We start from the raw sequence: 18,842 nt of genomic DNA on the forward strand, positions 1-18,842 counted from the left end.
ATGCGATCCTCGCGGGCCGTGCTTTAGCGCACCCGCCTACGCCTCTGCCTTTGCCACTTCCTTCACGCCCATGCCCATCGCCGCCTTCACGAAGGCGATGAACAAAGGGTGCGGCTTGGCCACGGTGCTGCGGTACTCCGGATGGAACTGCACGCCGATGAACCAGGGGTGGCCCTTGATCTCCACGATCTCCACGAGCTTGCCCTGCGGGTTGATGCCTGATGCCGCCATGCCGGCTTTCTCGTAGGCCTTCAGGTAAGCATTGTTGAATTCGTAGCGGTGGCGATGCCGTTCGCTGATGTCGCGCTTTCGGTAGACCTGCTTCGCCAGGCTATCATCCTCCAGTTTGCACGGGTAGGCGCCCAGACGCATGGTGCCGCCCTTGTCCGCTATCTGCTTCTGCTCCTCCATCATCGCGATCACCGGATGCGTGGTGTCGGCGTTCATCTCCGTGCTGTTGGCATCGGTGTAGCCGAGCACGTTTCGGCCGAACTCGATCACCGCGCACTGCATGCCCAAGCAGATGCCGAGGAAGGGCACCTTGTTCTCCCGTGCGTATTTGATCGCCTCGATCTTCCCCTCGATGCCACGATGCCCGAAGCCCGGCGCCACGAGTACCCCGGCCAACCCGCCGAGGTGCTTGGCGACGTTCTTCGGGGTGAGCTTCTCGCTGTGCACCCACTTGATATGGACCTTGAGCTCATTGGCCGCACCAGCGTGCTCCAAGGCTTCCTTGATGCTCTTATAGGCATCCTTCAGCTCCACGTACTTGCCCACGAGGCCGATATGCACTTCGCCCTTTGGCTCCTTGTAGCGGCGCAGGAAGTCCTTCCAGGCCTCCAGGTCGGCATCCGGAAAGGTGGTCACGCCGAGTTTCCTCAGCACCACTTCATCGAGCCGCTCCTGCTGCATCATCAGCGGCACGTCGTAGATCGTCTCGGCATCTCGGCTCTCGATCACTGCCTCAGCGTCCACGTTGCAGAAGAGGGCGATCTTCTCCTTCATGCCCTTCTGCATAGGATGCTCCGTGCGGCACACGAGGACGTCGGGCTGCACGCCTAGGCTGAGCAGCTCCTTCACGCTGTGCTGCGTGGGCTTGGTCTTCAGTTCGCCGGTGGTGCCCAAGAACGGCAAGAGGGTCAGGTGAATGGTGAGGCAGTCCTTGCCCTTGGCCCATTTGAGCTGGCGTATAGATTCGATGTACGGCAGGCTCTCGATGTCGCCCACGGTGCCGCCCACCTCGGTGATCACGAAGTCGTAGATGCCTTTGCGGCCTAAGGCCTGTATGTGCGCCTTGATCTCGTCGGTGATGTGCGGGATCACCTGCACGGTCTTTCCGAGGTATTCGCCGCGCCGTTCCTTGCTGATGACGTTCTGGTAGATGCGGCCGGTGGTGACGTTGTTCGCCTGGCTGGTGGGGACATCGAGGAAGCGCTCATAATGGCCCAGATCGAGGTCGGTCTCAGCGCCATCCTCGGTCACGAAGCACTCGCCGTGCTCGTACGGATTGAGCGTGCCCGGATCCACATTGATGTAGGGGTCGAGCTTCTGGATGGTGACCGTGAAGCCGCGCGCCTGCAGCAATTTGGCCAAGGAGGCCGAGATGATGCCTTTGCCGAGGCTGGAGGTGACCCCTCCGGTAACGAAGATGTATTTGGTGGAGCCCGTCATCGCCGATGGAAAGGGCCCTTGGGCGGACCGCGATCACGGGGTGTAAATGTAGGTGCGCAGGTTGAAGGTTGGTTAAGGTTGAGGGTTGCAGGTTGAATGCGCCGCCTCATCATTCTCGTCGCCTCTAAATGCAGCCCACCCCCCCATATGCATCCGCGAGACGCCCGAACAGAGCGAGGGGCTGAAGGTCATTCAACCCTCAACCCCTGCTAAACCTTCAACCCTCAACCGGCAACTAGTACCGGTAGGCGTCGCTCTTGAACGGACCGTTCTTGGGCACGCCGATGTACTTGGCCTGCTCGTCGGTGAGCTCTTCCAGCTCCACGCCGATCTTGGCAAGGTGCAGGCTGGCCACCATCTCATCGAGGTGCTTGGGCAGCACGTACACCTTGTTCTCGTACTTGTCGTGATTCTTCCACAGCTCGATCTGCGCCAGCGTCTGGTTGGTGAAGCTGTTGCTCATCACGAAGCTGGGGTGGCCTGTGGCGCAGCCCAGGTTCACCAGGCGGCCTTCGGCCAGGATGATCACATCCTTGCCGTCGATGGTGTACTTGTCCACCTGCGGCTTGATCTCCACCTTGGTGCTGCCATAGGCCTTGTTCAGCCAGGCCATGTCGATCTCGTTGTCGAAGTGGCCGATGTTGCACACGATCGCCTTGTCCTTCATTTTCCGGAAGGCGGCCTCGGTGACGATGTTGAAGTTGCCCGTAGTGGTGATGATGATGTCCGCCCGATGCACGTTGGGCACAAGCTTCTTCACCTCGAAACCATCCATGGCCGCTTGCAGCGCGCAGATCGGATCGATCTCGGTGACGATGACGCGTGCGCCAGCGCCGCGGAGCGATGCCGCCGTGCCCTTGCCCACATCGCCGTAGCCGCACACGATGGCCACCTTGCCGGCCATCATGATATCGGTGGCGCGGCGGATGGCATCCACTGCGCTCTCCTTGCAACCATACTTGTTATCGAACTTGCTCTTGGTGACGCTATCGTTCACGTTGATGGCCGGCATCACGAGGGTGCCGTTCTTCTCGCGATCCTTCAGGCGCAGCACGCCGGTGGTGGTCTCCTCGCTCAACCCCCGGATGCCGTTCACCAGCTCAGGGTACTTGTCGAAGACCATGTTGGTGAGGTCGCCGCCGTCGTCGAGGATCATGTTCAAGGGCTGGCCTCCCTCGAAGGCGAACAGCGTCTGCTCGATGCACCAATCGAACTCTTCGTTGTTCATGCCCTTCCACGCGTACACGGGGATGCCCGCCTTGGCGATGGCCGCAGCGGCATGGTCCTGCGTGCTGAAGATGTTGCAGCTGCTCCAGCTCACCTCGGCGCCGAGCTCCTTCAAGGTCTCGATGAGCACCGCCGTCTGGATGGTCATGTGCAGGCAACCGGCGATGCGGGCGCCCTTCAGCGGCTTGTCCTTGCCGTATTTGTCACGGAGGGCCATGAGGCCGGGCATCTCGGCCTCAGCCAGTTCGATCTCCTTGCGGCCCCAGTCGGCGAGGCTCATGTCCTTCACTTTGTACTTCACTTGCTCGATGGTCTTGGTGCTCATTGTTCCGTTGATGGGTGTGTGCCGCTATGACGCTAGCGGCCCGCGAAAGTAGCCTCTTACCGAGTAACAGCGGCTGAAGCGGTATGTTCGCAACGATGAGCAAGGTCCTGAACCGGATCGAACAGGCCAGGCGCGCGGGGCAGAAGCTCCTGGCCGTGCTCATCGACCCCGATTTCGGCACGGATGAAGCCGCGCTGGAGCGGATGGTCCAGAACGCATGCATGGCCAAGGCCGACCTGCTCTTCGTGGGCGGGAGCCTGCTCACAACCGCCTCATTCGACCGCTGCGTGGAACTGGTGAGGCGCTGGAGCACGAAGCCCGTGGTGCTCTTCCCCGGCAGCCCTGCGCAACTGAGCGCGCACGCGGATGCGGTGCTCTTCCTCTCGTTGATCAGCGGACGCAACCCGGAATTGCTCATCGGGCATCACATCACCGCTGCGCCCACGGTGAAGGCGCTCGGCATCGAGGCGATCCCCACGGGCTATCTGCTCGTGGATGGCGGCCGCACCACCACGGCGCATTACGTGAGCCAGTCCTCCCCCATCCCGCACGACAAGCCGGGCATCGCTGCAGCCACCGCGCTGGCCGGTGAACTGCTCGGATTGCGCGCCATCTACCTCGATACCGGCAGCGGTGCGCCGAAGAGCGTTTCGCCGGCCATGATCGCTTCCGTGCGCGCGGCGGTCGATTCGCCCATCATCGTGGGCGGCGGCATCCGCGAAGCGGGACAAGCGCGCGCCTTGTGCGAAGCGGGCGCCGACGTGCTCGTGGTGGGCACCGCCATCGAACAGGATCCGGATATCGTCTTCGCGCTGAGCGAGGCCGTGCACGGGTGAGCCGCTACATTCACCGGCATGCGGAGCGTCGCGCTCGTCCTCCTTTGGCTGGTCGCCATCGCTGCGCACGGCCAAACGGATTCGTTGCTGCGCGTATGGAATGATGACGCCCAGCCCGATTCAGCACGGTTGAAGGCCGTGCAGATCCTCGCCTGGAGAGCGGTGTTCGAGCAGCCCGACAGCGGCATGGCCCTGGCGCGAAAGCAGCTCGATTTCGCGCGCCGGGTTGAATCGCAGTCCGCGCAATTCGAAGCCAGCACCACCCTCGCCGTGGGCAGCAGCATGAAGAGCGATTACGAGTCAGCGCTCAACCACCTGCATGCTTGCCTCGCCTTATCGAAGGCGATGAAGGACCCCAAGCGCGAAGCCAACACCTACAGCAACCTGAGCAATGTGTACCGCAGCCTCGGCGACCTGCCCATGGCGCTCACCCAGCTGCAGAAGAGCCTGCGCATCGACACGGAACTCCAGAACAAGGATGGTTTGGCCGGCACCTACAACAACATGGGCACCATCCAGACCGAGTTGAACAACCACCGCGAAGCCCTCGGCCATTACGAGGGAAGCGCTGCGCTGGCGGAGGAGCTCGATAGCGATCGCGGCCGTGCCCAAGCCGCCTTGAACCTGGGAAGCGCCTACCTGAACCTGGGCAGGCCCGATACGGCAGCGCTGCTCTTCGAGCGCGGGCTGGAGCTGTACCGAAGGATCGGGCGCAGGCTCGAGCAGGGCATGGCCTTCAACAACCTGGGGCGTGCCTATGGGCAGCTGGGTCGCGGCGCCGAGGCGTTCGCGAGCCTCGATTCCGCTGAGCGGATACTCACCTCGCTGGGCAGTGCGCGCCAGCTGGTGCGCACCCATGTGAACCGCGGCAACCTGCTCATCGACCTGAAGCGGGCGCGCGAGGCCATCGCCGCCTGCCGCGCTGGAGAGGGCATCGCCGTGTCCGCCAACCTGCTGCAGCAACGCGTGGAATGCCTGCAATGCCTGCACAGAGCGCTTGAACTGGCCGGTGACTTCCGGAATGCATACGCCGCGCAATCCGCGTACATGAGCGTGAATGATTCCTTGCTGCGGCTCAATAACAGCAAGGAGGTCACGCGGCTCGAGGTCACGCGGGCCTTTCAGGAGCGCATGCTCGCCGACAGCCTGGACAATGTGCGAAGGCTGCATGAGCAGGAGCTGCATGCGCAAGATCGGATCGCGAGCGAGAAGGAGCGCCGCAACTTCTTCCTCTACGCCGGCTTGGGCGTGCTCGCCCTATCCGCTGGACTGTGGAACCGACTTCGCTACACACGTCGCTCGCGAGCGGCCATCCAGTTCGAGAAGGAGCGCAGCGAGAACCTGCTGCTCAACATCCTGCCCGCTGCCGTCGCGGAGGAATTGAAGGACAAGGGCGAGGCGGAAGCAAGGCTCTTCGATCAGGTCACCGTGCTCTTCACAGATTTCAAGGGCTTCACCGCGCTCAGTGAGAAGGTCACGCCTAAGCAGCTCGTGAAGGACCTGCATGAGTGCTTCAGCGCCTTCGACCGCATTTGCGCCAGGCACGGCATCGAGAAGATCAAGACCATCGGCGATGCATACATGGCGGCTGGCGGCCTGCCGACGCCGAACGCGACTCATGCCATGGATGCGATACGGGCCGCCCTGGAGATGCGCGATTTCATCGCCGTGGGCAAGCAGCGGAAGATCGAAGCCGGCCTTCCGTACTTCGAGATCCGCATCGGGATCCACAGCGGACCCGTTGTGGCCGGCGTGGTGGGCGAGAAGAAATTCGCCTACGACATCTGGGGCGATACCGTGAACACCGCTTCACGCATGGAGAGCAGCGGAGAAGTGGGCAAGGTGAACATCAGCGAAGCGACCTATGCCTTGGTGAAGGATGTGATGATGGTGGATGGCGAACTGTCAGCAGCGGATGGGAGATCCTCCCATTCACCAACTCCCATTCCCCACTCACCTTCATTCGTATTCACCCCACGCGGGAAAGTGAAGGCCAAGGGCAAAGGGGAGATGGAGATGTACTTCGCGGAGCCGGCACGAAGCTGAATCCGCGCATACGCTCACCGCGCCACGATCAGTCTTGAATGGAGCACGGCTCCATAACGGTCGTGCGCCTCGATCCCATACAGGCCGGGCGACAGGTCAGTTGCATCGATGGCGATGCCCGATGCCGCAGTCATCTCTTTCACGATGCGGCCCTCGGCATCGCGCATGATCACCCGAAACAAGCCTTCAGGCCCCGCGATGCGAAAGAAGCCTTCAGCTGGATTGGGCCATGCGATCAATTGCTCGATCCCGGTCTCCGGGGTTCCGAGCGATAGGCCCGTGGTCAGCCCGCCATGCGACGGGGATGCAGTGGTGCCCCCGATAAGGTCGGCGACGACGTCCCCGTCGGAGAAGAGCACGAGCTGACCATCGCCGGAAGGCGTGTCGCCCGCTTCGGACACGCCTACCATGTAGCACGCATCCGGCTGCAGCTCCACCCATAGCTCTTCGACCCCATCCGTGATAAAGGGTCCGCCCTGCGCCACCACTTGCGCGTTGGCATCTGTGATGGACCAGAAAAGCGAATCCGGCGGGGTGCCCATGTTCACCACCACGTTCACGAGGTAGGTGCTCGCCGCTCCGGGCACGATGTCCATCGAGGCCAGGAGCACATTGCCATCAGGATCCTCATCGGGTTCCTCGTTCACGCTGATGATGTGGAACTCCAGCTGGTCGCCGGGGTCAACGGGCACAGCAGGCAATGCGGGCTGGCGCACCTCGCCTTGCAGCGCCGGAACGGCCAGGATCCAGTTGAAGCTGTTCACCATCAGGCCGTTCTTCCAGGTCTCCACCACGCAGGTTCCCATGGCGGCCGATCCGGCATTCTGGATCTTCAGTACCGGCGTGCCGCTGCCTTCGCAGGCGTAGCGCAGGCCGGTGTACTCCAGGATCCTTGCATCGTAGGTGGATTGGGCGGTGCAATTGGCTCCGAAGGCGCAAGCCATGAGGAAGAGGAGCGGCTTCATTCCCGTGCAGATTGCTGGTTCTGTCCTGAACATTCGTGGGCGTGAAGATCAGTCGCGAACGACCAATCGTTCGCTGAGGACCTGGTCGCCCATGCTTGCTGTAACGAGGTAGATGCCCGAGGCCATGCCAGTCGGCAGTTCAAGTATCGCATCCAGCGTCATCCCTTCCCCGCGACCGAATCGACGATTGATCACGCTCCGGCCGACGAGGTCCAACACCTCGACATCAATGTGGGGCGAATGTCCGTGAGCAGCCGAAAGCATGATGCGCACGGTGCCGCCATCATTCGGATTCGGGTAGAGCATCAATCGCGATTCCGTGAGCGCCGAAGCGGCAGGGACCAGTTCAGCACCGGTGCATGGATCGATGGTGAGTTGGCAGGCATCGCCCCAGGCCTCACCATCGCGGCACCATGACGCCCCGTTGTCGAAGCTCGCCCGGACATCCACTTGATAGGTCACGCCGCATTCGAGGCCGAGGGTATTCACCCAATACTTGCCCGAGGCGCTGGTCTTCACGACCTCGCCTGATTCACCTGCAACCCGGAACCGGAACTGGTATCGATTGGCATTCACCCAATTGCAGTTCGCGTTCCGGCGCCTCACGGGGCGGGCATGCACCAGCACATTGCTCCCGATTGAGCGGCCCTGCCCGCAGCTCAGGTACTGACTGCCGGGCAGGTCGAGCAATCGTGTGGCTGGGCATTGCGCAGCGGCATTGTCGATGCGGAACCGGCAGGCCGCCCCCCAAGCCTGGTAAGCCCCGCCGATCCTCGCGCGTGCCTTCACATTGTAGAGCACGCCTTCCTGCAGCTGGCTGCCGCTCCAGCCATTGATCAGGAAATGGCAGGCGCGCGTGGCGCTACCAGGCATGCCGTTGCTGGTGGCGTGGCTCTGGAAGCGCTTGAAGCTGTATCCTCCGTTGGGGTCGAAGAACCAGATCTGGTAGCCACTGCCAGTGTTGTCGATGCCGTACTGCGCGGTCACGCCGGAATTGGCGTTGAGCACCACGTACTCAGCGCCGCATGGGGCCGTGCGCCAATCGAGCTTATCGCAACCGGTGAAGGTGGGGCGGTCGTCCCCGAGCGGCAGGCAGAAGCCTTCGCCGCCGGCGATCGCGCTCATCCCGCCATCACCGAAACCGTCCCTGTTATCGATCATGCGCCGCATCGAGCCATTGCCCTCGCGCAGGATGTAACCGCCCCCTACGATGCCATCGCCGCCTGCATCCATCACCCTCAGCTGATAGCAGCCCTCGGGCAGGCAGCATCCGTCGATCAAGGTTTGCGCTCCGCCTGAAATACCGCCTCCCGTGCAATGGATGATGTTGCCGTCAGCGGATCGGATCTCATACGAGGTCTCGTTGGCCGCCGCATCGGTGCGCAGCTCCAGTTCCACCGGATACGGGCATGCTTCGAGCGCACCGGCGCGAAGGCCCTTGGAATAGGATTCTTCGAGGTCTGCGGCCACGAGTAGCGTATTGCCGCCTCGCTTCACCCGTACCACGGCATCGGGTGCAAGGCTCCGGGTCTGATCCTCGGCCTTGAAGGTGTAGCAACCGGGTGGCAGGTCGATCTCGTCCGTCACCACCGTATTGCCCTCCTCGTACGGCCCGCCCGACGCCACCACTTGGTTCAGGTGATTCGTTACGCTCCACACGATGGCGCCGGGGTCATCGCCGAGCTCAATGAGCACTTCCATCTCGCCGCCATTGGATAGCGCTGGCGTATCGCTCAGGTCAACCCCAAGGATGTTGCCCGCCGCATCCTCATCGGGCTCATCGTTCACGCTGATGATGTGGAACTCCAACTGGTCGCCGGGGTCAACGGGCACAGCAGGCAATGCAGGCTGGCGCACCTCGCCCTGCAGCGCCGGAACGGGCAGGATCCAGTTGAAGCTGTTCACCATCAAGCCGTTCTTCCAGGTCTCCACCACGCAGGTTCCCATGGCGGCCGATCCGGCATTCTGGATCTTCAGCACCGGCGTGCCGCTGCCTTCGCAGGCGTACCGCAGGCCGGTGTACTCCAGGATCTTGGCATCGTAGGTGGTTTGCCCAGCGCAAGCGAACGCTGCGAAGCCGGCGAACAGGGGGAACAATGGTCGGAGCATGGAATCAGGGTTTAACCCCACATAGCTACTTGCCGATCACCGCAACTGCAATAGAACTTTCGTTAGGGGCCCCGTCAGAGACGCACGCTCACCCCGCCCAGCAGATTCAGCGGTGCCTGCGGATACAAGCCAACGAACTCCTGCCTTCGCCCATCGCTTACGTAGCTATACACCCAGCCGTTGCTTTCATAGAGCTCGCTGAACAGATTGCGCAGCGTCAGGTTGAATTCGATGCCCTTGGTGCCTTTGGCCAACCAGGTCGCATTCAATCGCAGGTCGCTCACCAGGAAGGGGTCGAGCATGCGATCCACGCTGGCGCTGAGGTCGAGGAATTGGCGACCGACGTATTTGGTCACCAAGGTGAGGTCCGCGGTTGCGCGCTTGCCCTCCAATGCGCGATAGGTCAGCTCGCTGCCAGCCACGACGCCGGGTGAGAGCGGGAGCTCGCTTTCCGCATAGGTGTACCCGACCTGACCGCCATTGTCCCAATCATCAACGAACTCGGTGAAAGCGCGCACGCGATTCCGGCTGAACGCGGCATTCGCACGCCAGGTGAGGCGCTTGCTGACCCGCAATGCACCCATCAATTCGACGCCTGCCCGGTAGCTCCTGGCCAAGTTTGTGCGCAAGGCGGCGCCCACATCATTCAATTCACCTGTGAGCACTAGCTGATCCGCATAATCCATGAGGTAGCAATTGACCCCTGCGCTCAGGTGCCCGGTACGCCGCTCGTAGCCCAGCTCATAGTCCACCAAGCGCTCACTGCGCGGACGGCTGCTTGGCGCGGTCTCCTGCAGATCCTCCCGATTGGGTTCACGGTTGGCCACGGCGATGGAAGCGTACACCCGATCGCCGCTGCTCAAGCTCCAGGTAACGCCGGCTTTGGGGTTGAAGAAGCTGAAGGCGATGGGTTGCTGCTCAGGAACGAGCTCTGCATTCAGCATCTCCAACCAGTGTGAAACGCTCCTGAACTGAAGATCGCCATACGCGTCGATGTTGTGCCGCAACCCATAAGTCAGCTTCACGAAGGCGCTCAGATCCGTCTTGCGCGCGTCGTTGTCGTAATAGCGATCACCGATATCCGCACTCCCGGCGTACCGCGCCCAGATCAACTCCCCGAAATGCTGGCCCGAATAATGGCTGTAGCTGGCTCCGAGCACGAGCCGGTGCTTGCCTAGGCCGATGTCCGCATTCGCATTCGCGCCCAGCAGGGTGTTTTCGAGCCAGCGGCGGCGGATGAGGTCGCTGGTGGCCGTGGAGTCGCCATTGATCACGGCGGGCGCTATGCCGTAAGCGGCTAGCTCATCGCCTTCCCGGAACTGCTCGAAATAACCCGCCCCGTCCACGCGGAAGAGCGTGGCATTCAGCGTGACGCTCGGTGAGAGCCGATGGTCGAGGAGCAGCTGGTAATGCGCCTGTTCGTAGTTGTCCACCTCGTTCTCGTAGGTGTATGGATTGAAGGTGCGATTCGTGTCGACCACCTCCCGCGGCACGCCGGCCCAAGCCTGATAGGTGATCTCCTTCCCCTGGAAGGCGATGAACCGCAGGGAGCGCTTCGCCCCCACCCATGCGCCCTGCACGAAGTAGCTCTTGAGATCGGCGCTGGCGCGGTCCACATAACCCTCGGTGCTGATGGAGGACAGCCGTGCATCGAGGCTGAATCGCCCATCGATCAATCCGGTCCCGGCGCTCACGCTGTAGCGTTGCGCGCTGAAAGAGCCGCCGCTCGCGCCCAGCAGCGCCCACGGTTCACGCTTCACCGCCGTGGTGCGCATGCTGACGCTGGCGCCGAATGCGGCAGGGCCATTGGTGCTGCTCCCCACGCCGCGTTGCACCTCGATGTCCTCCAAGCTGCTCGCGAGGTCCGGCAGGTTCACCAGGAAGGCGCCTTGGCTCTCGGCATCGTTGAATGGCACCCCATTAAGGGTGATGTTGGTGCGGGTTCCATCGGTGCCGCGGATGCGCATGTAGGTGTAGCCGATGCCGGTGCCGCCATCGCTGGTGGCCACCACGCCCGGTTGCTGCTCCAGCAGGAAAGGAAGATCGACCCCGGTGTTGATGCGATCGATCTGCTCGCGCGACATCACGCTCTTGGCGAAGGGGGCCCGATCGCCGGCACGCAGGGCAGTGACCTCAGCAGCCCCCAGGAACACCGCCGCCCGAGTCATCCGCAGGGTCACGGCCTCGGCGCGTGCAAGGAGCAACGTGTCGATCGGGACATAACCTAGATGCTGCGCACGCAAGCGCACCTCGCCTTCTCCGACCCCCTTGAGCTCGAAGCGCCCGGTCCGGTCGGTGGCCGTACCTAAGCGCCCATCGGCGCCCACCAGGACGCTCACGCCATCCAATGGGCTTCCGCCATCATCCGTGACGATTCCTTGAAGGCGCGCTTGCGGCATTGCTGCATGCGCCATGAGCGCTGATGCGGCGATCGAAAGGAACTGTTTCATGCGCTTCCGTGTTGCGGGCTTGCACGGAAGCGCCCACGAGTTGGGCCGAATCCCTTGGCAGCATTACCTGCCCAGGTTCGACGGGTCTGATCTCAGCTTCCACCTGCGGCGGAGCACCCCGTTGCAAGACGCGGCGAAACTAAAGCGCTCCGGCGGCCAGGAGTCCGGAAAAAATGAGCCCCGACAAAAGCCGGGGCTCATGAATACTGAACCTGGAGCTCAATGCTCCTCTTCGTCGTGGTCGAGCGGCGTGATCTGGCTCACCCAGTCCTCCGCCTTGCCGGGCTTGCTGTAATCATAGGGCCAGCGATGAACCGTTGGGATCGGTCCTGGCCAGTTGCCGTGGATGTGCTCCACGGGTGTGGTCCATTCCAGTGTATTGCTCTTCCATGGGTTCTGAACCGCTTTCGGCCCACGGAACGCGCTGTTGAAGAAGTTGTAGGTGAAGAGCACCTGGGCCATGGCGCCGATGATGGCGAACACGGTCACAAGCACGTTCAGATCCACCACGTTGTCGAACATGGGGAACTCGGTGTAACTGTAGTATCGGCGCGGCGCACCGGCCAAGCCGATGAAGTGCATGGGGAAGAACACGCCGAAGGCGCAGATGAAGGTGATCCAGAAGTGGGCGTAGCCCAGCTTCGTGTTCATCATCCTGCCGTACATCTTCGGGAACCAATGGTAGATGCCGGCGAACATGCCGAAGATGGCGCTCATGCCCATAACGATGTGGAAGTGCGCTACCACGAAATAGGTATCGTGCACGGCGATGTCCAAGGCGCTATCGGCGAGGATGATGCCCGTTAGTCCGCCCGCGATGAAGGTGGCTACCAATCCGATGCTGAAGAGCATGGCCGGCGTGAGCACCAGATTCCCTTTCCAGAGCGTGGTGATGTAGTTGAACACCTTCACCGCACTGGGGATGGCGATCAGCAGGGTGGTGGCCACGAACACGCTTCCGAGGAAGGGGTTCATGCCGGTGATGAACATGTGGTGGCCCCATACGATGAAGCTCAGGAAGCCGATCGCGAGGATGGAGCCGATCATGGCGCGGTAGCCGAAGATGGGCTTGCGCGCATTCGTGCTGATGATCTCCGAGGTGATGCCCAGCGCGGGCAGCAGCACGATGTACACCTCCGGATGGCCAAGGAACCAGAACAGATGCTGGAAGAGGATCGGGCTTCCGCCGGTCTGCTCCAGCGCTTCGCCGGCCAAGTGGATGTCACTGAGGTAGAAGCTGGTTCCCAGGCTGCGATCGAGCAGGAGCAGCAGCGCGGCGCTGAGCAGGACAGGGAAGCTGAGGATGCCCAGCACAGCTGTGAGGAAGATGGCCCAGATGGTGAGCGGCAGGCGGGTCATCTTCATGCCCTTGGTGCGCAGGTTCAGGATGGTGACCACATAATTGAGGCCGCCCATCAGTGAACTGGCGATGAAGAGGGTCATGCTCACCAGCCAGAGCGTCATGCCGGTTCCGGAACCCGGAATGGCCTTGGGCAGGGCGCTCAACGGCGGGTAGATCGTCCAGCCGGCGCTGGCCGGGCCGCCCTCCACGAAGAGCGAAGCGAGCATCACCACGCTGCTAAGGAGGAAGAACCAATAGCTGAGCATGTTGATGAAGCCGCTCGCCATGTCGCGCGCGCCCACTTGCAGGGGGATGAGCAGGTTGGCGAACGTGCCGCTCAAGCCACCGGTGAGCACGAAGAACACCATGATGGTGCCGTGGATCGTGACCAGCGCCAGGTACATGTTGCTGTCGAGCACACCACCGGGCGCCCACTTATCGCCCAGGAAGAAGTTGGTGAAGGCGAAGCCCTCTTCGGGCCATGCCAGCTGCAGGCGGAAGATCAGGCTCATGATCACGGCCACCCAGGCCATGAAGATGGCGGTGACCAGGAACTGCTTCCCGATCATCTTGTGATCCTGCGAGAAAACCCACTTGGAGATGAAGCTCTCCTCGTGGTGATGATGCGCGTGGCCGGCATCGTGCCCGGCGTGTGCGGCATGCGCGGTTGCGCCCATGGTCGTTTGTGCTTACGGGTTCATTGTCCGGCGGGCAGCTCGGCCACGGCCATGCTGTCCGACCCGGCGGTCGTGGTTGTATCAGCTGGGGCCTGTTCAGCAGGCGCCGCAGCGGCTTCGAAGGGCTTCTTGTTCGCTTCGGCCACCCACGCATCGAACTCCTCAGCCGAGGTGACGATCAGCGGCATCTGCATGTTGTAGTGGCTGGCTCCGCAGATCTTGTTGCACAGGAGCACGAAGTTGAAGTTATATTCCTCCTTGCCCTGCGCCTGGCGGAGCCCGTTGATCTCGGCCACCTGCTTCATCACTTCAGGCACGGTGCGCATGCTGTCGGTGGTGATGGTGGGCACCACTTTCATGCTGGTGGTCATGCCGGGCACGGCATTCATCTGGATCCGCAGGTGCGGGATGTAGGCGCTGTGTATGATGTCTCGGCTGCGGATGAGGATCTGGGCCTCCTTGCGCACAGGCAGGTAGAAATCCTTGGTCACCACATCGTCGGCGCCGTGCAAGTAAGGGCTGGCAGCGCCATTGGCCTTGATGTCCTGTTGCATCACCATGCGCAGGTTCACGATGCGCGCGGCCATGCGGTCGAGGTACTGGAGGTGATGCTCGAGTTCGGCCGCTTTCTCATCCGGAAGGATCGCCTCGAGCGCGGCCTGTGTCTCGGCCTTCTCCTGGGCGATCTCCGCGAGGCGCTTCTCCACCGTGTTCTCCGTGACGATGCCCAAGGGGTTATCGCCATTGATCACACGGTAATCCGTGGCGCCGAGCATGCCGTCGTTGCCGGGGTAACGGGCCGTCCAGTCGAACTGTTTGGCGTAGAGCTCCACCTGCACGGCGTCGGGAGATGCGGGCGAGGTGATCTGCTGCCAGGTGGTGAGACCGTAGATGATGATCACGAAGAGCACCAGCGCGGGCACCACCGTCCAGAGGAGCTCCAGCTTGTTGTTGTGCGGCTGCCAGAAAGCGCGGCGGTCCTTGCTGTAGGTGTACTTCCCGGCGAAGTAGAAGAGCAGGATGTTGGTGAGGAAGAAGACCGGGATCAGGATCCACCAATTGAAATCGAGCAACGTATCCGTATCCACGCCCTGGGTGCTGGCAGCCACGGGCAGCATCTTGTCCCCGTAAGCGGCCACCAGCCAGATGAAGAAACCGAAGTAGGCGATCGGGAAGAGCCACAGCAGGGTGGCGTTCATGCGGTTGTCGGCCTCAGAGATATCCTCCTCGCGCTTGCCGCGCAGCTTGGAGGTGAGCTCATACACGCGAGCCAGCTGGGCCACCGCGAGGATGCCCAGGACCACGACGATCAGGATCAGGAGCTTGGTCATTGTCCGCTATGCTTCAACCCGGCAGGCAGGCGTTGTGTTCACGAGGGATCAGATGCTGTGGTGCACGCTCTCTTCCAGGTAAGGATGGTTCACCGGTGTGAGCGGCGCCTTGGCCAAGGTGCCGAGCACCACCCGGATGAAGGCCCCGAGGAAGAGCACGAATAAGCCGGCATCGAGCAGCCCGAGGCCGTGGAAGTGATGGCCGTTGGCGCCGGGCATCACCATCAGGTTCACATCCATCCAGTGGCCGATGAAGATCACGGTGCCCACGCCGATGAGGAATCGCGGGTTACGCTTGGCATCGCGGCTCATGAGCATCACCATAGGCACGGCGAAGTTGATGAAGAAGATGGTCCAGAGCAGCCCGGGATGATGGTCGATGCGGTCCTGGAAATAGGTCACTTCCTCCGGGATGTTGGCGTACCAGATCAGCATGAACTGGGAGAAATAGAGGTATGTCCAGAGGAAGCTGATCGCGAACACCCACTTGCCCATGTCGTGGATGTGGCTGTTGTTCACCTGTGGGAGGTAGCCCTTGCGCTTCAGGTACAGCACCATGATCACGCCGGTGATCATGGCGCTCACCCACATGCCGCTGAACACGTACCAGCCGTAGAGCGTGCTGAACCAGTGCGCATCGATGCTCATGAGCCAGTCCCATGCTAGGGTGCTGCTGAACACGGCGAAGAACACCAGGAAGAGCGCGCCGCGGCGGTAGGTGAGCAGGTGCGTGCGCACGAGGCTCTCGCCGGTGAGCCCATCCATCTCAAGGCTTTTCTTGCGGAACCAGCGCGCCGCGATGATGAAGGTGGCCAGGTAGACCAGCGATCGCACCCAGAAGAAGGGCTTGCTCAGGAAGGCGCTCTTGCCATCCATGATCGCATCGTAGTTGGGGCCGCCCTTCACGTAAAGGCTGTCATCCATCCAGTGGTAGATGTGGTGCAGACCGAAGGTGCCGGCGAGCAGCACGATGACCATCACGGCCGCGCCCACGGGAATCCAGCCCATGATGGCCTCGTACACGCGCTTCACCAGCACGCTCCACGCGGTCTCGGTGGCGTTCTGGAGCGCATAGAAGAACAGGGCGCCCAAGCCGATGCCCAGGAAGAAGAAGCCGTTGACGAGCAGGGCGCTCCAGGTGCGCTGGTGGTGATCGCTATGGTCGCCGATCACGCCTGCGATGGTGGCGATCGCGCCCAGGCCGATCAACGCCATGCTCAGCGTGCTCGCCCGTTTGCTGATGGTGAAGTTCATCGCGTTTCCGTTCTGCTGGTTCACATCGCGGCCGGGGCTTCCGGCTCACGGGTCATATTGCCGCCGTTCTGGAGATACTGCACGTAGTGCGTCACGTGCCAGCGCTCCTCCTTGGTGAGCTGCGAGGCGTGCGAGCCCATGGCCACGTTCTTGCCCCAATGCAGGCTGTGGAAGATCTTGCCCTCGGGCAGATCCTTCAGAGGGCCGCTGTAGTCGCCCGGCGGCGGGTACTTTCCATTGTTCACCACGGGGCCATCGCCCTGGCCGGTGGTGCCGTGGCAATGCATGCAGAACTTCTCATAGATCGCCTTACCGTTATCCACGGTGGCTTGCGTCATCGTGATCGGGCTCCTCAACTGCGCGCCGGCCGCCTCGTAGCCATCAGGTGTGTTCGGGAAGGGGTAAGGGGCGTTCAGTGCGGCCTTGTCGGTATCCTCATGGAAGGCGATGGTGCCGGGGACAGGCTTGCGCGCGGTCACGCGATCGCGCTGGGTACGGGCCTTCTCCTCGGTGTGGTAGTAGGGATCCTGACCATAGTCCACGTAGGCCTCAACGGCCGGGCTGCGGTACATATCGGGCATGTACTCCACGCCGGGGCTGTTGGGGTCGCTCTTGCCGCACGCCGCCATCAGGACGATGGCGGAAAGCGCGGCGAGGGTCTTGGCGGTGCGCATGGTGCTCAGCATTGGCGCTCGTTGATCTCGGTCACCGGGCTCTGGCGCAGCAGCTCGGCGATGGCTTCGGAATTATGGCCGTGGTTGTCGGCGGTGCGCACTTCGATGATGAATTTATCATCGGTGCTGCGCGGGTCGGGGTTGCGCGCAGGCATGCCCGGCAGGGTCTTGTTCCGGATCAGGTAGGTGATGGCCATGCCATGCGCGGCGCAGAGCACCGTGAACTCGAAGGTGACCGGGATGAAGGCCGGCACGTTCTGGTAGTAGTGGAAGCTGGGCTTGCCGCCGATGTTCATCGGCCAGTCGAAGATGTTGAAGTACCAGATGCCCAGCACGGCCAGCGCGGTGCCGGCGATGCCGAACATGAAACTCACGATGCCCAGGCGCGTGCGCGTGACGCCGATGATCGGGTCAATGCCGTGGATCGGGAAGGGCGAGAAGACGTCCTTCACCTTCACGCCAGCGGACACGAGCTTGCGCGCGCCGTCCTTGAGCTGCTCGGGATCGTCGTAAACGGCGTAGATGACCTTGTTCGCCATGGCACTCAATGGTGGTGGTGTTTAGCGGCCTCTTGCTTGTAGCTCTCGCCGCTCACTTTCAGAATGGACTTCAGCTCGTTCAGCGCCACCACAGGGAAGTAGCGGGCGAAGAGCAGGTAGAGCGTGAAGAAGATGCCGATGGTTCCCAGGAACACGCCCACATCCACCCAAGTGGGATGGAACATGGTCCAGGCGCTGGGCAGGTAGTCGCGGTGCAAGCTGGTGACGATGATCACGAAGCGCTCGAACCACATGCCGATGTTCACGATGATGCTCATGAAGAAGGTGAAGCCCAGGTGCGTGCGCAGCTTCTTGAACCAGAAGAGCTGCGGGCTGATCACGTTGCAGGTCATCATGGCCCAATACGCCCAGAGGTAAGGGCCCGTGGCGCGGTTGATGAAGGCATACGCCTCGTACTCCACGCCGCTGTACCAGCTGATGAAGAGCTCGGTGATGTACGCAACGCCCACGATGGAGCCGGTGACGATGATCACGATGTTCATGTACTCGATGTGCTTTCTCGTGATGTATGCCTCCAGATGCATCACCTTGCGCATCACGAGCAGCAGCGTCTGTACCATGGCGAAACCGCTGAATACGGCACCGCTCACGAAATAGGGCGGGAAAATGGTGGTGTGCCAGCCGGGCACGATCGAGGTGGCGAAGTCGAAGCTCACCACGCTGTGCACCGAGAACACCAGTGGGGTGGCGATGCCGGCGAGCACCAGGCTCACCTCCTCGAAGCGGGTCCAGGCCTTGGCGTTGCCCGTCCAGCCGAAGCTGAGGATGCCATAGACCTTATTCATCATCGGCTTGGTCACCTTGTCGCGGATGGTGGCGAAGTCGGGGATGAGGCCGATGTACCAGAACACGAGCGAAACGCTGAAGTAGGTGCTGATCGCGAACACGTCCCAGAGCAGCGGGCTGTTGAAGTTCACCCAGAGGCTGCCGAACTGGTTGGGCAGCGGGAACACCCAATAGGCCATCCAGATCCGGCCCATGTGGATACCGGGGAAGGTGGCCGCCATGATCACGGCGAAGATGGTCATGGCCTCAGCGCTGCGGTTGATCGCCATGCGCCACTTCTGGCGGAAAAGGAGCAGCACCGCGCTGATGAGCGTGCCGGCATGGCCGATGCCCACCCACCACACGAAGTTGGTGATGTCCCAAGCCCAATCGACGGTCTTGTTCAGGCCCCATGTGCCGATGCCCTTGCTGATGAGGTAGAGGATGCAACCAGTGCCGTAGGCGGCGATCAGGCTGGCGATGGTCATGAGGATGTACCAGCCGCGGGGGGCCTTGTTCTCGATCGGCCGCACGATATCCTCGGTGATATCGTGGTAGGTCTTGTGACCCAGGATGAGCGGTTCTCTGATCGCTGCTTCTGCGTGCATGG

Annotated in this window: 13 protein-coding genes and 1 riboswitch; of the genes, 2 read left to right on the plus strand and 11 right to left on the minus strand. The window is 62.0% G+C overall.

The annotated features are described in order from the left end of the window. Positions 1–36 precede the first annotated feature (36 nt). Both IPM12_01705 and IPM12_01710 read right to left on the minus strand, forming a co-directional pair. The gene (locus IPM12_01705; protein ID MBK9146515.1) at positions 37–1,671 is read right to left on the minus strand and encodes a CTP synthase; all 1,635 of its coding nucleotides are present in this window, start codon (positions 1,669–1,671) and stop codon (positions 37–39) included. Between the two features lie 235 nt (positions 1,672–1,906). Beyond that, a complete protein-coding gene (locus IPM12_01710) occupies positions 1,907–3,223 on the minus strand; it encodes an adenosylhomocysteinase (protein MBK9146516.1) in 1,317 nt (438 codons plus the stop codon). Between the two features lie 95 nt (positions 3,224–3,318). On the opposite strand from IPM12_01710, the gene IPM12_01715 reads away from it, so the two are divergent. Both IPM12_01715 and IPM12_01720 read left to right on the plus strand, forming a co-directional pair. After that, positions 3,319–4,059, plus strand: coding sequence for a geranylgeranylglyceryl/heptaprenylglyceryl phosphate synthase (locus IPM12_01715; protein ID MBK9146517.1), 741 nt, complete (start codon positions 3,319–3,321; stop codon positions 4,057–4,059). Between the two features lie 18 nt (positions 4,060–4,077). Beyond that, on the plus strand, positions 4,078–6,105 hold the full coding sequence (locus IPM12_01720; GenBank protein ID MBK9146518.1) for a tetratricopeptide repeat protein: 2,028 nt from the start codon (positions 4,078–4,080) through the stop codon (positions 6,103–6,105). A 14-nt stretch (positions 6,106–6,119) separates the two neighbouring features. On the opposite strand, the gene IPM12_01725 is transcribed toward IPM12_01720, so the two are convergent. The 9 genes from IPM12_01725 to nrfD all read right to left on the minus strand — a co-directional run bounded on the left by IPM12_01725 (position 6,120) and on the right by nrfD (position 18,840). Continuing rightward, positions 6,120–7,070, minus strand: coding sequence for a T9SS type A sorting domain-containing protein (locus IPM12_01725; protein MBK9146519.1), 951 nt, complete (start codon positions 7,068–7,070; stop codon positions 6,120–6,122). Positions 7,071–7,118: 48 nt separating this feature from the next. Continuing rightward, positions 7,119–9,179 carry a T9SS type A sorting domain-containing protein gene (locus IPM12_01730; GenBank protein MBK9146520.1) on the minus strand — a complete coding sequence of 687 codons (2,061 nt, stop codon included), beginning with the start codon at positions 9,177–9,179 and terminating at the stop codon, positions 7,119–7,121. 74 nt (positions 9,180–9,253) lie between these two features. After that, positions 9,254–11,629, minus strand: a complete 2,376-nt coding sequence (locus IPM12_01735; GenBank protein ID MBK9146521.1) for a TonB-dependent receptor — start codon at positions 11,627–11,629, stop codon at positions 9,254–9,256. 33 nt (positions 11,630–11,662) lie between these two features. After that, positions 11,663–11,760: riboswitch (TPP riboswitch) on the minus strand. 88 nt (positions 11,761–11,848) lie between these two features. Next, positions 11,849–13,648 carry a cbb3-type cytochrome c oxidase subunit I gene (locus IPM12_01740; protein ID MBK9146522.1) on the minus strand — a complete coding sequence of 600 codons (1,800 nt, stop codon included), beginning with the start codon at positions 13,646–13,648 and terminating at the stop codon, positions 11,849–11,851. 20 nt (positions 13,649–13,668) lie between these two features. Further along, the gene (locus IPM12_01745) at positions 13,669–14,979 is read right to left on the minus strand and encodes a cytochrome c oxidase subunit II (protein ID MBK9146523.1); all 1,311 of its coding nucleotides are present in this window, start codon (positions 14,977–14,979) and stop codon (positions 13,669–13,671) included. A 48-nt stretch (positions 14,980–15,027) separates the two neighbouring features. Beyond that, a complete protein-coding gene (locus tag IPM12_01750) occupies positions 15,028–16,185 on the minus strand; it encodes a quinol:cytochrome C oxidoreductase (protein ID MBK9146524.1) in 1,158 nt (385 codons plus the stop codon). A gap of 68 nt (positions 16,186–16,253) precedes the next feature. Further along, positions 16,254–16,907, minus strand: a complete 654-nt coding sequence (locus tag IPM12_01755) for a cytochrome c (GenBank protein MBK9146525.1) — start codon at positions 16,905–16,907, stop codon at positions 16,254–16,256. Between the two features lie 5 nt (positions 16,908–16,912). Further along, positions 16,913–17,446, minus strand: coding sequence for a DUF3341 domain-containing protein (locus IPM12_01760; protein MBK9146526.1), 534 nt, complete (start codon positions 17,444–17,446; stop codon positions 16,913–16,915). A gap of 5 nt (positions 17,447–17,451) precedes the next feature. Next, positions 17,452–18,840 (minus strand): polysulfide reductase NrfD, encoded by a 1,389-nt coding sequence (nrfD, locus tag IPM12_01765; GenBank protein MBK9146527.1) that lies wholly within the window; start codon positions 18,838–18,840, stop codon positions 17,452–17,454. Positions 18,841–18,842: the final 2 nt, after the last annotated feature.

The organism is Flavobacteriales bacterium (assembly GCA_016716605.1).
Taxonomy (GTDB): Bacteria; Bacteroidota; Bacteroidia; order Flavobacteriales_F; family PHOS-HE28; genus PHOS-HE28.